General features: G+C 57.3%; 14 protein-coding genes and 1 pseudogene. All 15 read left to right on the top strand.

Translation table 11 applies throughout. The features are described from left to right. Positions 1-194 (top strand): transposase domain-containing protein (locus FSO04_RS06010; RefSeq protein WP_166618151.1); only part of this gene is annotated, 194 nt, incomplete at its 5' end. Positions 195-351: 157 nt separating this feature from the next. After that, positions 352-924, top strand: a complete 573-nt coding sequence (locus tag FSO04_RS06005; RefSeq protein WP_154558801.1) for a plasmid pRiA4b ORF-3 family protein — start codon at positions 352-354, stop codon at positions 922-924. Continuing rightward, positions 900-1,538, top strand: a pseudogene (locus FSO04_RS06000) (ParB/RepB/Spo0J family partition protein); the annotation flags it as partial. The gene FSO04_RS06005 and the pseudogene FSO04_RS06000, both read left to right, overlap by 25 nt. Continuing rightward, positions 1,535-2,437 (top strand): plasmid partitioning protein RepB C-terminal domain-containing protein, encoded by a 903-nt coding sequence (locus FSO04_RS05995; RefSeq protein WP_154558800.1) that lies wholly within the window; start codon positions 1,535-1,537, stop codon positions 2,435-2,437. The pseudogene FSO04_RS06000 and the gene FSO04_RS05995, both read left to right, overlap by 4 nt. Before the next feature lie 419 nt (positions 2,438-2,856). Continuing rightward, positions 2,857-3,408 (top strand): hypothetical protein, encoded by a 552-nt coding sequence (locus FSO04_RS05990; protein WP_154558799.1) that lies wholly within the window; start codon positions 2,857-2,859, stop codon positions 3,406-3,408. Positions 3,409-4,199: 791 nt separating this feature from the next. Further along, a complete protein-coding gene (locus FSO04_RS05985) occupies positions 4,200-6,851 on the top strand; it encodes a type VI secretion system Vgr family protein (RefSeq protein ID WP_233464756.1) in 2,652 nt (883 codons plus the stop codon). Positions 6,852-6,889: 38 nt separating this feature from the next. Further along, positions 6,890-8,977: a hypothetical protein gene (locus tag FSO04_RS05980; protein WP_154558797.1), complete on the top strand. Its 2,088-nt coding sequence runs from the start codon at positions 6,890-6,892 to the stop codon at positions 8,975-8,977. A gap of 42 nt (positions 8,978-9,019) precedes the next feature. Beyond that, positions 9,020-10,102 (top strand): formylglycine-generating enzyme family protein, encoded by a 1,083-nt coding sequence (locus FSO04_RS05975; protein ID WP_154558796.1) that lies wholly within the window; start codon positions 9,020-9,022, stop codon positions 10,100-10,102. Between the two features lie 30 nt (positions 10,103-10,132). Next, positions 10,133-11,065, top strand: coding sequence for a DUF3592 domain-containing protein (locus tag FSO04_RS05970; RefSeq protein ID WP_154558795.1), 933 nt, complete (start codon positions 10,133-10,135; stop codon positions 11,063-11,065). 43 nt (positions 11,066-11,108) lie between these two features. Further along, positions 11,109-11,498: a PAAR domain-containing protein gene (locus FSO04_RS05965; RefSeq protein ID WP_154558794.1), complete on the top strand. Its 390-nt coding sequence runs from the start codon at positions 11,109-11,111 to the stop codon at positions 11,496-11,498. After that, positions 11,495-11,995, top strand: coding sequence for a DUF4123 domain-containing protein (locus tag FSO04_RS05960; protein ID WP_166618150.1), 501 nt, complete (start codon positions 11,495-11,497; stop codon positions 11,993-11,995). The genes FSO04_RS05965 and FSO04_RS05960 overlap by 4 nt, the downstream gene beginning before the upstream one ends. Further along, positions 11,988-12,338: a hypothetical protein gene (locus FSO04_RS05955; RefSeq protein ID WP_154558793.1), complete on the top strand. Its 351-nt coding sequence runs from the start codon at positions 11,988-11,990 to the stop codon at positions 12,336-12,338. The genes FSO04_RS05960 and FSO04_RS05955 overlap by 8 nt, the downstream gene beginning before the upstream one ends. Before the next feature lie 168 nt (positions 12,339-12,506). Next, entirely contained in the window at positions 12,507-13,100 is a 594-nt protein-coding gene (locus FSO04_RS05950; RefSeq protein WP_233464755.1) for an Imm52 family immunity protein, read from the top strand. 25 nt (positions 13,101-13,125) lie between these two features. Continuing rightward, complete coding sequence (locus tag FSO04_RS05945; protein WP_046567197.1) at positions 13,126-13,713, top strand: restriction endonuclease fold toxin 5 domain-containing protein; 588 nt, start codon at positions 13,126-13,128, stop codon at positions 13,711-13,713. Between the two features lie 18 nt (positions 13,714-13,731). Continuing rightward, positions 13,732-14,448, top strand: coding sequence for an Imm52 family immunity protein (locus FSO04_RS05940; protein ID WP_154558791.1), 717 nt, complete (start codon positions 13,732-13,734; stop codon positions 14,446-14,448). The last annotated feature ends 28 nt before the right edge of the window (positions 14,449-14,476 follow it).

Genomic DNA, 14,476 nt, shown 5'->3' with positions numbered 1-14,476 from the left:
GCAGATCCTCGTGGCTGTTCAGTGACACCGTTGCCGGTGCGAAGGCCAGCGCGATGATCTATAGCCTGATGCTCACGTGCCGCGCGTGCAACGTCGAACCTTACGCATATCTCTTGCATGTGCTCACCGAGCTGCCGCAACGGCCACCCGAAGCAGACATCACCGATCTCCTGCCGTTCAACTTCGCGATGTGAAGCGCTTCGACTCGAACATCCGCCTGACGCGATTCGTGTCGGTTTCCGGACAGCGCACAGCATAGGTCCCGGCACGCAGCAGGCAGGCACAGCCGACTGCGACGTCGGGCGATAATGCAATTCTGCCTGCGTCCAATATGATGCTTTGCTCGAATCCATGACCAAGTCCTACACCATCTACACACTTCACGCTCAGATCCGTGACATCGAACCGCCCGTCTGGCGCCGGATCCACGTCGACGGCAATATCACCTTGCGCAAGCTGCATCACATCCTGCAAGCCGCCTTTGGGTGGACCGACTCGCATTTGCATGACTTCGAGATCGACGGGCGGACTTACGCGATGGGCGACAACGACAACATGCTCGATCTGTTTGCTGAAGATCCCGAAATGGTGGATGACCGCAAGGCGCGGTTATACCGGATTGCATACCCGGGACACCGGTTCCTCTATCGATATGACTTTGGCGATGACTGGCATCATGACATTCACGTGGAAGAAGTCACTCAAACGGACCATGAGCCGCACAGCGAGGCTTGGATTGGTGCTGGAGAACGTGCCTGTCCGCCCGAGGACGTCGGTGGTACCTACGGATATGCAGAAATGTTGCGCGTTCTGAGCCTGGAGCCAGATAGCGACGAAGCGAAGCGTTATAGAACATGGGCGGGCGACGACTTCGATGCCGAACTGTTCGACCGACGGGCAGCGACGAAGACGCATTCATCATGAGTCTCGCGGAGAACATTGCGCGTCGTCAGTGCCGACCACTCGAACTCCTCGCCGGCATCCGGCAATTGCAGGAGCAGGGATATACGTCGAAGGTGATCGCGGAAAAGACGGGGCTCACGCAATCATATGTCCAAGGTATCCTGATGCTACTGCATCATGGTGAAGAACGACTGGTCATAGCAGTAGAGAAGGGACGGATTCCACTCAACGCCGCCCTGTCTATTGTCAGCGCCGGTGACGATGACACCGCAATGCAGGCTGCTCTGCAGGAAGCTTACGAATCCGGCAAGCTACGTGGCAAGCAATTGATGGATGCCCGCCGGATTATCGAGCGACGTAAAACGCTTGGGCGCTCCGCTGCCCGCAACATGTCGGGCAAGCTCGCGGATGTGACGACATCGAGCCTGGTGCGGACCTATCAGCATGAAGTCGAACGCCAGAAGTCGATGGTGCGTAAAGCCGAATTTGCGCAGCAGCGGCTCATGTTTGTCGTTGGCGCACTTCGGCAAATTTTTGCAGATGAAAACTTCGTCAATCTGCTACGTGCAGAGGGGCTGCCAACGTTGCCGAAATATCTTGCCGAGCGCGTCTGGTCGGGCGGGAGCGTCGCATGACAGGCGTAACGCTCGGTTTCATTCCCGAGCCTCTATCTGTTCCCTTAGTGTGCATCTTGCCGTCGCGCAAGATGCCGGTGACGATCATCGATTCTCGCAAGTTCAAACAGATCAAGGCCTCGATCGAGGAGATCGGCCTGATTGAGCCATTGTCGGTTACCGCAGTACACCAGAGTACGGGTCAACATGTGCTGCTTGATGGCCACCTACGCCTCATTGCGATGCAAAAGCTCGGATTCGTCGAGGTATCGTGCCTGGTTGCAACCGACGACGAAAGCTACACGTACAACAATCGCGTCAACCGGCTGTCTACAATCCAGGAGCACTATATGATCCGGCGCGTCGTCGAACGGGGCGTGTCGCCGGAGAGGCTGGCAAAGGCCCTCGCTATGGACGTGTCCATGATCCTCAAGAAGCTTTCGCTGCTGGACGGCATATGTCCTGAAGCCGCCGAACTCTTGGGAGATCGTCAGTTCTCTGTAGACCTCGCTCGCGCAATCCGAAAAATGAAGCCGACGCGGCAGGTCGAATGCGTCGAACTGATGATAGCGGCGAACAACGTGACCGTGCCTTATGCCGAAGCGCTGCTTGTCGCAACACCCGCATCACGCCTGGTTGATGGAAAGAAGCCGCCAAAGCTGACCGGTGTGACGCCTGAACAGATGGCGAAGATGGAGCGGGAGATGAGCAATCTGCAGGGGCAATACAAACTTGTCGAGCAGACCTACGGACAGGATGTGCTGAACCTGGTGCTCGCAAAGGGATATCTTGCCAGGCTGCTGGAGAATGAACTGGTAGCTCAATACCTGCGGCAGCGTCAACCAGACCTGCTGGCCGAGTTCGAAACGATTGTCGAGACGGTTTCGCTTGAGCAGCAGCAATTCAGCGTTCTCACCTAGCTGCCCTCAGTATCGCCAATGCGATGCGTAGCGTCACATTAGCCATCGAAATGGCAGGTCGACCGCTGCTATTCGAAGGCATTAGTTTTGCGAACGGGCCGCATAGGTGACAGGCAGCAGGCGACCGGTTGCGGACCTTCAACAAGATCACGGGAATCCGCAAGAATCACTTTTACACCGTTCCGTCATTCGACTTCCGCCTTTTCCACGTATCAAGGGCCTATCACGCATTGTCGATTGAAGCCCGCTGTCGACGAGATATTGGCTGTGACGTCGCTAATGGGCCGCTGCCCTCGTCGTAATCGTAGTCAGCGAGCAATAGAGCAGGAGTCTGTTGAATTTATGCGTAATGAATCAATATCGAATTTGATTGCGGACAAAGCCCTGACTGTCGGGCAGAATACTCTTCCATATTATTCGTGTTTGTCCGAATAAAATATCGCTGCATTATCCAGATCGTAGAAGTGCAGGGAAGTGCCGGGCCTGATGTCTTCCACGAGTTCAACTTTCTTATTTCTTATATGAACAGCCTACCCCAGACTATCGAGCCAGAACTGATCGTGCGTGGCAGCCGCTTTGCAATGCCGGCTCTCGGTATCATTTTTCTCATTATTGCCGGGTCTTACATCGTCTTTGCGCAGTCGAACCCATTCATGAGTTTTGGCGATGTTTTTATGGTCTTCCTCGCACCTCTGGCTGCCTTGGTAAGCATGAATTTCACGACACGCGCGGTTTTCTATGTCGATCAATGCAAGGTTGGTCGCACCACGATTCTTTACGAGAACATCGCTTTTGTAAACCGGGGGCGCTTTCTGCTGGTGATCCGGTATAACCGGCCGAATGAAGCGCGCACCAGTCCGCGTCGAGCCGCACTGTCATTCTATGAAATGCGTCGACACGAACAAGAAAAGTGTCTGGATATTTTGCATTCGCGTCTGACTGAAAAGGCCGTTTTAAACTCCCGCTTCTGAATCCGGGATGGTAACGAGCGCTGCTGCGACGCCTCCCGCCGATCGCCTATGCTTTTGCGGCGATTAAATGTCTTGCCTCATCAGGTTAGCTCGATCGATCGGCGGGTGGCGAGATGCTTAAGCGCCAGATCGGCTTAATGGGCACAAGCGCCATGCAGATGTTGAAAACTCGAAAGGAAGTGTAGCGTCTTTCCTCGGCCGAGCTATCTGTCCTCCTTTCGCTAATAGAACTGGAACCGGTGGAGCCACGAGCCGAGGGCGACTGAGCGCGGCCACTTTTCGGTCATTCGTAGTCGCTTCCAAAATGGACCATAAGTCCTGCCGAAGTTATTTCAACAAATGCCTCACCACTGCCGCCATGCTTTGCTTTTCTTTGACCCGCCGTACCGCCTTTAGCTTGAATTCGAGCGTGTACTGTGTCCGCTTTGCCTTGACGGTCATCGCCTGCTCCTTGCTTGAGTTTACTTTTTCAGCAAGGGATTCGTTTTACGAGGGTAAACTCATTGTCACGAATCTCATCTTGCTAATTGGGAGACGGTTACAGTAACGCGCGCGTACTCAAGAAAATATTTCCGATTTTCAGAATTTAACAATTTGATCGGAACGTATTTCCGGTCGCCGCCGCCTTTAACAGGAACGGATAGCTACATTCAAAGGGAATGTTTACCATCCGCTATCATCAGACTTAGAATCTGCGGGCGAGAACCAATACGTGACAAGACGGGGTGCAAAAAATGGGCGCAGCTGACCTAATCGAACAAATTCGTTCGGGAATATTCCAGAATGAGCGTTTGCTCAAACTGGATACGCCTATCGGTGCGAATGCATTGCTCGTCCAGCGAGTGGTGGGAAACAGCCGCATAGGCCGCGATTACGCATTCACCGTCGACGTCGCGTCTACAGACGAAAACATCGAACTTAAACGGCTTATCGCGCAGCCCGTTACGCTATGGATGCAACAAACCGACAAATCGTATCGGCCTGTGCACGGCTTCGTTCACACCGCTCGCCGGCTCGGCTCGGATGGCGGGCTGACCAGCTATCAAGTCGCATTTGCATGCTGGTTGCATTTTCTGCGCTTCAGACGTGATGCGCGCATCTGGCAGGACGTCACGGTTGATGAAATCATTACTGACGTATTCAATCAGCATCCTCAAGCCCAGGGCGCATTTCGCTTTGCGCTGAATAAGCCGCTTCAGCCGCGGTCATTCTGCGTTCAGTACGAAGACGACTGGAATTTCGTCAATCGTTTGATGGAAGCTGAAGGCTGGTACAGCTATTTTGAGCAGGCCGACGACGGACAATCGCACAAGTTGGTGGTGACGGACAATCTGGATTCGTTCAAATCTGCGTCACCGCAAAGCGTGGCGTTCTATCGGGCGGGCACTAACAGCGAAACCGACGCGCTCGTTCAATGGTCCGGTAGCCGGACACTGCAAAGCACCTCGCTTGTCACGAGTACATTCGACTATAAATCGCCGCAATATGCGAAAGGCACCAATATCCCGACGGTCGGCAATCAGGGTTCATTGCCTTCGCAAGCGGAAGTCTACGAATATTCCGGTGCGTACACGTATCGCGAGCAGGACCGTGGCGACGCGCTTTCGAAGATCCGCATGGAGGAGTGGGAGTCGCGCGCAAAGCGTTTCTATGGCGTAGGCGCAGTGCGGCGGATCGATGCAGGGCAGTGGTTTGAACTTGTCGATCATCCGGATCATTCAGGCGGCAACGAGCAAGAGCGGCAATTCGCCGTGCTAGCAGTGGATTGGGTGATCGAGAACAATCTGCCGGTATCACGTAGCGGTGCCGATTTTCCTCATAGCCTCCAGACTAAGGTCAACACGACACGCGCCAATTTCGGCCCAGTGCAGCCGTCCGCGCTGATTCCGAGCGGCGACGGCAGCACCGGCTTTTTCATGGCGACCATTGAGGCTCAGCGGCGCAGCATTCCGTTTCGCAGTCCATTGGACCATCACAAACCCGTCATGCCGACGCAGACCGCAACGGTCGTCGGTCCCTCGGGTGAAGAAGTCTTTACGGACTCGTTGAATCGCGTGAAGGTCCGCATGCACTGGGACCGGATCAATAGCGGCGACGAAAAGGCATCCTGCTGGGTGCGCGTGTCATACCCGAATGCCGGCAGCAACTGGGGCGGCGTCTTCGTGCCGCGCATCGGTCAGGAAGTCATCATCACGTACATTGACGGCGATCCTGACCGGCCGCTCATTACAGGCCGCGTCTATAACTCCGCAAGCTCGCCGCAGTGGCACACGCAGGGCCAGCTCTCCGGCTATAAGTCAAAGGAACATAAAGGCTCGGGGTATAACCAGCTAGTGCTCGACGATTCCACCGGTCAGAATCGCGCGCAGCTTTACAGCACGCAAACCGCAGCACAGTTGAATCTCGGCTATCTGGTCTCGCAAACCGACAACACGCGTGGCGCATTCCGCGGCACGGGCTTCGAACTTGCCACCGACGCCTACGGCGCGATCCGCTCCCAGAAAGGGCTCTACATCAGCACGTTTGGCCGTCCGGCTGCGAGCGGTGAGCAACTCGACGCCACCGAGGCGCGCGGTCAGTTGACCGCAGGTCAGCAGTTGTTGAGCGCAACGGCGGACACTGCGCAACAACACGGTGCAGCCGATATGCAAGCGATCGACTCGCTGAAGACGTTCACAAATGCCACCCAATCCAGCTACGGCGGAAGCGCTTCGCCTGCCTTGTCGGCTTCCTCCGCGCAGGGACAGGAGACGTCGGGCGGCACTGGCCAAGCCAACGGCTTCAGCGATCCCGTGCTGTTGCTCGCTTCCCCCAAAGGCGTAGGGATCACCACGCCGGAAAGCGTCCATATTCACGCGGGCGAGAACGCGACGATATCCGCGAACACCGATATCAACGTTGCGATCGGCAAAAGCCTCGTCGCAAATGCGGTCGATAAGATCAGCCTGTTCGCATACAAGCTCGGCATGAAACTGATCGCCGCGCGCGGCAAGCTCGAGATTCAGGCGCAGACAGACGGCATCGACGTGCTTGCGAGCAAAGGCATCAAGATTTCATCCTCCACCGATGCCATCCAGTTGAGCGCGGAAAAAGAAATTCTGCTCACGTCGGGCGGCGCCTATATCCGCATCAGCGGCGGAAACATTCAGGTTCACGCGCCGAGCCAGGTGGATATCAAAGGCTCCGAACATTCGTTCACCGGCCCGACGCGCTACGACGGGCAACCCGCAGCATTGCCCAAGAGTGTGGTCAACGACCAGCAATTCATCCTGAAGGACGAGACCACCGGCAACGTGATGCCGCTCGCGCCTTACCGCATCGAAAGCGGCGATGGTCAGGTGCTGGCTCGCGGCATTACCGACGCCGAGGGCAAAACCGTGCGGGTCTTCACCGGTACTCAGGAACAGGAGTTGAAGATGTTCCATGAGGACGATCAGGCCTAGGATCGACAACAACATGACGGGTGAGTCGAGATCAAATCATGAATAGTCAGAACGCAGCTGGGACAAGCCAATCGAACGCGCAGGAAGGCAGCACCGCCGACGCCAAGGGTACGCAGCGGCCGCTCCTCTTTTTTTATCCGGATACAGCCGAGCTTTTCGAATGCCCAGTCGAATCCGTCGATGCCGTGGCGAAAGAGATTGCGCTGATGAGTCGGCTATCCGAGAACCTGATCGAGGCACGGCAAGCACTGGGCGTCGCGCACGCTGCTTGGCTGGAGCAACAGGAAAATGTGGCGTTGCGTCCGCAACTCGAAGCGAACCTGAAAGAAGCGATCAAGAAAGAAGAAGCCGCCACCGCGGAAGTTCACGAGCAACTCGAGGAGACGCCCGCCTTCAACAAGGATGGCGTGTGGGAGCTTTTGCCCTTGCGGAAGACAGCGGCCGGCAAAGATAAGTACAGCGGTCAGCGCTTTACGTACGTGCGGTCGTCGAAAGTGAAGAACCATTTTCGACGCTACAAGCTGGACTCCGACAAGCCCCAACTCAAATCCTTTCTCGTCAAGGACGCGACGACGGGCAACTATAAGCTGGATCACGAGAAGATCCAGGAGAAGCTCGACGAAGCGTTCAAGAAAGCGAAGCTCCACGAATGGAAGACACCGCCTTGGGGTCGCGAGTGGGCACCTGAGTTTGCAGAGGCGTTCAACAAGGCCGCCAAATTCAAATCACCGGACGATCCCAACGCAATGTGCGAGTTCTCCGGTGGCACTCAGATCCTGCGGCTGTTCGCCGGTGCTGGCGCGAGCGCCAAAGCGGAAAGCACCATCAAGTCGTTCGACGACCTATTGCACCTGCGCGGCGAAGTCGCTGCATCGGCGAAAGCGAAGGGTGAAGTCGGCGGAGTGCTTGCTGACGGAAACATCAAAGCCACGCTTTATCTGCCGTGGAAATCCGGGCTTGAACTATGGATTCCGGCACCGACCGAGAGCCAGAGCGGCGCGATCTCGTGGAAGAGCACGCCCGACACCACGCTGGGCTTCTTCAGGATCTCGCTCGCGGCAAAGGCGGAAGCTTCTTGCGGTGCGAGCCTCCTCGCGGAAGGCGGGGTCGAATTCAAACTCGGCCGCGACGGTAAGACGCAGAAGGTCAAAGGTACGCGTGCTACTCGCAACGCGGCGCAAATGCAGCAGCCCAAACTCGATGTCACAAAGGTCGAAGTCAAGGCTGACGCGGGCGGTGATCTGAAGGCCTTTGCCGGCGTCGAGGCTGAGGCCTCCGTGGAGGGAGCATTCGAATGGCGGCGCCCGCAGGAAAAGGTCAAATGGACCTCGTTCGCGTCCGTCAAGCCGGGCGTGAGCGGCCAGGCCGGCGCCGGCGCGCAGGCCGCGTTCCACATTACCTATGACGACAAGTTTCGCATTCTGATGAGGGCGGGCTTATGCGTCGGTGTTGGCTTGAAGGGCGAAGTGGAAGCCGCGGTCGACGTCGTCAACATGGCCGAGTTCGCCTGGTGGGCCAAAACCCAGATTGCCTATGCTGGCGACAAAAACCTTCAGTACTTCGCCAAGGATGCCTTCAGGACGTTCGTGGCGATGTACACGTTGGCGATTGCCAAGGGTAAGGAGATCGGCGCCTACGTCGGCAAACAGTTCGACGAAATGAGAACCGAGCTGACCGACTTTATCCGTACCCAGCCTCGAGCATTCCTCAACGCAATCAGGAACGCGCATGACTCGCTGCTGAACAGTCTTGCGGAGGTGAAGGGCTATATCGTTTATGCGTTAAAGTCCATCGCCGACCGATTCGACGAATGGCGGCTGGAAGCGACCGATGCGATCAGCCGTATTCTTGCAGCCGCCCAGATAAGGAACGAACTGGAGAACGTCTACCAGTTCACCTCGTCGGAAATTGCGGTTAAGGGCAATGCGCAAGTTGCGCGCAATGAGATAGGACAGTTCGTCGGCACGAGCCAGCTGGCGATGGTGGAAAGCCGTATGCGTGTCGACCCGGCGCCGGGTTTCGGCTTTGTCTTCAACGATTCGGCCGCGTACCAGATGCAGCAAGGAACCGCGCTCGCCTGGATGGATCCAAAAACGACCGCGGGCGACGGCTCCCAGATGGCTTGAGCGGCGACATCGGTTCAATAGAGAATATAGGAGTGGTGCTGCATGGGTTATCGGTCTCGTCTGGCTCAAGAGAAATCACGGGCGCTATTGGTTGCCGGAATATCGTTGCTGTTGTCGGGCAGCGTTTTTGCACAGAAAGTCGACGTGAACGCACCCGCTGACAAAGATCAATTGATCCGCGAGATTACGACACCGTCACCGAAGAAGGACACGTGGGAACATCTCAGCACTGTGCTGAACTGGGGAACCGGTAAGCCCTACGACGACACCATCCGCATCTTGCAGGATTACTTCAAGTCGTTGCCGCCGCCTTCTAATGACGAACTCGCCAGATTCAAGGACAAGGTGCATCGCGAACTGGTCTTCGTCAAAGGCGGCCAGTTCCTGATGGGCGATTTCGGTCCGGAAAAGTCGCAGGACAGACTGCCCTACTCCGCCAACGACGGCGCCGCGCCCGCACACAATGTGACGCTCGACAGTTACTCGATTTTCAAGCATCGCGTGACTTACGCCGACTATGACCTTTACACACGCGCCAATGGCTTGCCGCCGATCGCGATCAGCAAACACGAAGACCTGGAGTTCCGTTTTCCCGACTACCCCGTGGCGCATATCACGTGGCAACAGTCGCGCGATTTCTGCGCATGGGTCGGTACGCTCGTGAGTCTGCCAGTCGATTTGCCGACTGAGGCGCAGTGGGAATATGCAGCACGTTCGCGCGGCGAGTTATGGGTGATTCCCAGCGCCGCGGTGCCGGTTGTCGACGGCAAATACAACCTCGAACAGCTCGACAACATCATCGACAAAATGGAAGAGAACGGCACCAGCCCGGAGCCGCTGGTTAGCCGGCCGGTAGGCACGTATGGCGACAATCGGCTGGGCGTGTCGGACGTGTTCGGCCGCGGCAAGGAATGGACTTATGACTGGTTCGACAAGAAATACTATAGCCACGCGGCGGCGCACGATCCGCGAGGTCCGGAGCGAGGCAGCCTGCGCAGCGTCCGGTATGCAACCGATAGCCGCACGCGACTCGTCATCGACCGCACGGGCTTCGCGCCCGATACCGCGAAGGCCGATCTCGGGTTTCGATGCGTGCTCAACCAGTCTTCGCCAACAGGTCAGTGAGATGCGCACGCACGCTCCAACCGTCCACTCATGATGAATTCAGCCGCCGCCCCGTCGCCGCACAGCCGAAGCACGCTCGTCATCCTGACGCTCAGTCTCGGCGCGCTGCTTTTTTCGCTGTGCTGGCTCGTGTCTTCGCTGATCGCCACGCATCGCATGACGGTCGCCGAAGGAACCGTGGTGAGTTACGACCAGGGCGGCCGGAGCTGGCGTTCGTATCAACCCGTGATTGTCTTCACGACCGCACGCGGCGAGCGCGAACAGATCACGGGCCAGACGTCGTCGACGCAGCCGGCCTACGATATCGGCCAAACGTTGCGCGTGTTCTACGACCCTGCGAACCCCGCACGCTCGGCGATCATCGACGACTTTGGGCAGCGCTGGTTTCCTGTCGGCGTAGTGATGTTGCTCAGCGTGGTGTTTTCAGCGATTGGCGCGGTGATGTTCGTAATCGAGCGCGGCAAGGTTAAACATGTCGCGCCTTCGTCGTACTCGCAGGCGAGGCGCAAACGCGGCCGACAGAATCTACTGATCTGCCTGATTCCTATTGTCATCGGCGCGGGATTTCTGCTGGGCGCTGCCGCTTCGGCGATGCGCGAACGGCAGATCGTTGGAAGCTATACGCGCACGACAGGCAAAGTCGTCGAAGTCCAGGAAGCCGAGCGGCCTTATCAGCCGCGCTCGCACATGTACTCGGCGATTGTCGCGTTCAAAACCGCGACGGGGAAAGAAGTCACCTTTGCCCAGGGGTCGTCGTCATCGCATAACGATCTCGGCAGCGGTGATGAGGTCAGTGTTCTCTACGATGCGAATACGCCCGATCGCGCGATGATCGACAGCTTCTGGGAGCACTGGGGACTGCCTGCCATCCTCTTTGTCATCGGCTTGCCGTTCTTCGCCGTTGGTGTGTTCTTTGTCAGCACCGTGGACTTCAGCGGTGGGCGCCGCAGCAAACGGACCTAGCTTTGAACGTGATTCGACATTCGAGATTGACGGCAGGTGACTTATGACTTCGATCGCATGTGAAGGCGATAGCACGTCGCACGGCGGCAAGATCGTTTCCGCTTCGGCGACCATCGGCGTCGGCGACAGCGGACGGCGCGCCGCGCGGCTCGGTGACCTCGTCCATTGTCCGAAATGCGACGGCACGTTTCCGATTGTGACATCGCAGAATCCGGCGATGACCGTGGAAGGTGTGCCGCTCGCTTTTCATGGCGACAAGACCTCGTGCGGTGCGGTGTTGATCGCCGCGCAATCCGAGACCACCGGCAATGTACCTGCGTCAATGCAGGGCACGACAGCCGCGGCGGCGGGGTCCAAAGTCGCGCCGACCTTGTGTCGCGAGTGCCTCGCTCATGCCGCAGAAACGGGCGCTTCCACTGTCGTGCGCTCATGATCCCAACGACTCTCGCTGAACGGCTGGAGCGTTTGCGTGCGGATGCGCCGGGGCTGCGTGCGTATGCGCTGGTCGATGGCCTGCAGTACGAACAGCATTTCGGCTGCAGCTTGCGGCGCCGCTGGGGCACTGTGCACACGCTTTTCGCCGGGACAGAAGATGAGCCATTGGCATCCGCTGGACCATGGCTTGTCGACATCGCGCAACCCGATGCCGACGTGGTGGCTTCACTCGATGAACTGGAAACAGCGCGGCCTGGTGTGATGTGGTTGTTCAGCACGCAGGATATCGAGTCGCTCGTGCGGACACTGCAACGCAAGCTCAACAGCAAACTGCCGAATGGCAAGATTGCGTTGCTCCGGTTCTGGGATCCGCGTGTTTTCGTGCCGCTCTTCAATGCGCTCGACACCGAAAGACGTCGCGCTTATTTCGGCGATGTGGACGAGTGGCACGGCCTCGCGGATGGCAAACGCTTTCACGTCTCTCACCATGCTTGAACTGACCGCAGAACAATGGGCCGCTTTGTGCGCGAGCGACGAACGCAATTTTGTCACGACGATTCGCGACGATATCGTGCGCGACGCCCCGCGTTACGCCGACGATCCGACCTTGCTCGACCGCCTGGTGCGGGCGTATGGGGACGCGAAGCGCATGGGGTTTCAGCAGGACAAGGAGTTGGTGGAGTTTCTTTATGTCGAAGCGGATGTGCCAGAGTTTTATCGCAAGCCGGGGATCGCGGCTTGGCTCGCGAAGCCGGGACGACCGGTTGAGGAGCGGTTTGAAGATCTGCTGGCGGTGACGCGGCGGAAGTTGATTGATAGGGATAGGGAGACGCGGTGATGGCTGTGTTGGCTATCGGCGGCGTTCGCATTGCGAGCCTGGAGGAGGATCACGGCAGACCTTAACATTCGCCTGAGCTCCCGGTTGCAGCAAGAGGAACTTCCTTCCCATGAAGAGCTATGGATGGTTGTAGAAGCTCGCTGTTTCGCTCAAAAAACCGGATTGAGTGTGGATGACTGGCACCCTCCGTCGAGCACTCCGCAGGCGTCGCGTCGCATCAAGGCATTCGACGCCTCAGGTCCGACCGAAGCGGTGCTTGCGATGGCAAAGGCGGCTGAGGACTACTATCCCGGTCTGAGAGGTTTGGGCGCATGGAACGGAATAGAAGGACCGGGCGGCGTAGTGATGACCGATCTGCTTGACGTCGCGGGATTGTGTATCTGCGAAGTCGATTCCGACGGCATCGCCAGCTTGTTCGATCCGGCTGTGGTCGTGGCAGTGCTGCACGATATGACCCGCATCTGGCCTGCATCGAGCATTCAGGTCGGTTCGTATAGATATTTTGCGAGACAACAGGTGTTCGACGATCGGCCCGGCGCAGGGTGGATGCTGTACCTGCCGCGCGAAATCGCACACGCTCAGGTGCCCGAGGCGCGCAGGTTGATACCCGTGATGGAAGGCGGGCATTGGACGGGAACGATCGTCGTTAGCGTCGATGATGGCGCTTTTCGCATCGATAACGCGGAGCATGTTGCATCCGCGAATGCCATTGAGAGAAGACTCGTGGATCTAGACCTGTTGCCGCGGTTCACGGATCTGTGAAATCGATTTGACGGGAGAGTAACTGATGGCTGTATTGGCAATTCCGCTCATCGAAGGAGCGGGCGCATTGCTTGCCGAAGCATTCCCCGCTTTGCTAGGCGGGACCGCTGTTGCGGGAATCCTGTCGTTATCCGGCGATCAGGCGCAAGACAAGAGCAAGACCCAACCGGTCGCGCGAACCATGCCGAAGACAGACGAAGCGTGCAAGAAGTGTCCACCGGATGCGGGTAACCTCGTGACGCGTAACTGGAATATGTCAGACACCTCGCGCACGTATCAGGCGCAGGTGACAGGCTTCGCGCCGAATACGGAGTGGAGTTTCAGCGGGCTCGACTTCGATGGGTTTCGTGCGTCGCTGTGTCAGCTGGAAGAGGCAAAGGCGAATTATGATCAGTTTTTTGATCCGGAGACGGGTGAGCCGAAATTTTTTTTCAGAGTTTCCGGGGTCCGAAAAATGGTCGACCAAGCGTCTACCCAAAACGGTATCGTGGTAGCCAATCCGCCCGCCCAGCTTCACTGGTATTTCATGCAGCGATTGAGTTACCGTTATTTCACGCGAGCTTTCACGCTAGCCGCTCCACTTATTCGAACTGAGCTGCGCCCGCTTCAGTGAACTGGAATTGACGACATCATGAATTACAGTCTGAACCTCGAATTGACTTTTCGTCTGTCCGCGCCCGAATTGCCGACGATCGAAACTGAGTATCACCGGTTGTGGCAATTTGCGAGCGCATTGCAAGTCGCGGGTTTTCCGATCGATGGCTGGTTTCCGCCAGCGGACAACGTGAAAGCGTCACTTCTCAACCGGGCTTTCGATTCCACCGGACCGACCACTGCTGCCATAGCAATGGCAAAGGCCGAAAAGCAGGCGAATCCGCACGTACGCTCGTTTGGCGCGTGGAACGGTATCGAAGGCAACGGGGGCGCGGCTTTCACGGACCAACTGTCTGTGAGTGGTTTGTGCGTCTTAAGCCTGCAGACTAAAGGCGTCATGTCTCTTGCAGAATGTGATGTCGTGGCAGATATCGTGACCGAGGCGACCCATATCTGGCCGGCGCTGAGTGTTGAAGTCGGATCGTTCCGGTATTCATCGGAATACAGAGTTTTTGAAAAACGGCCGGGCGCTGGATGGATGCTCTATTTGCCGCGCGTCCTCACCGCCGCGCAAATTCCGGAGGCACGTGATCTTATTCCTGTGATGGACGGCAAGCGGCAGAAGGGCACCATCATTGTCAGTGTGATTGATGAGCCTTTCTCTGCGACGAACAAGGAACATGTAGCCGTGGCGAACGCTATCGAAAAGAGACTCGTCGATCAGGATCTGCTTCCGCTGTATACGGAACTTTAAGCGAGGCCATCTGCGAACATGGGAAACC

Origin of the sequence: Paraburkholderia madseniana, from assembly GCF_009690905.1 — a bacterium.
In the GTDB taxonomy this organism is placed as follows: Bacteria; Pseudomonadota; Gammaproteobacteria; order Burkholderiales; family Burkholderiaceae; genus Paraburkholderia; species Paraburkholderia madseniana.
The sequence above is the reverse complement of the archived record's forward strand: the minus strand, read 5'-3'. Positions and strand labels throughout refer to the sequence as shown.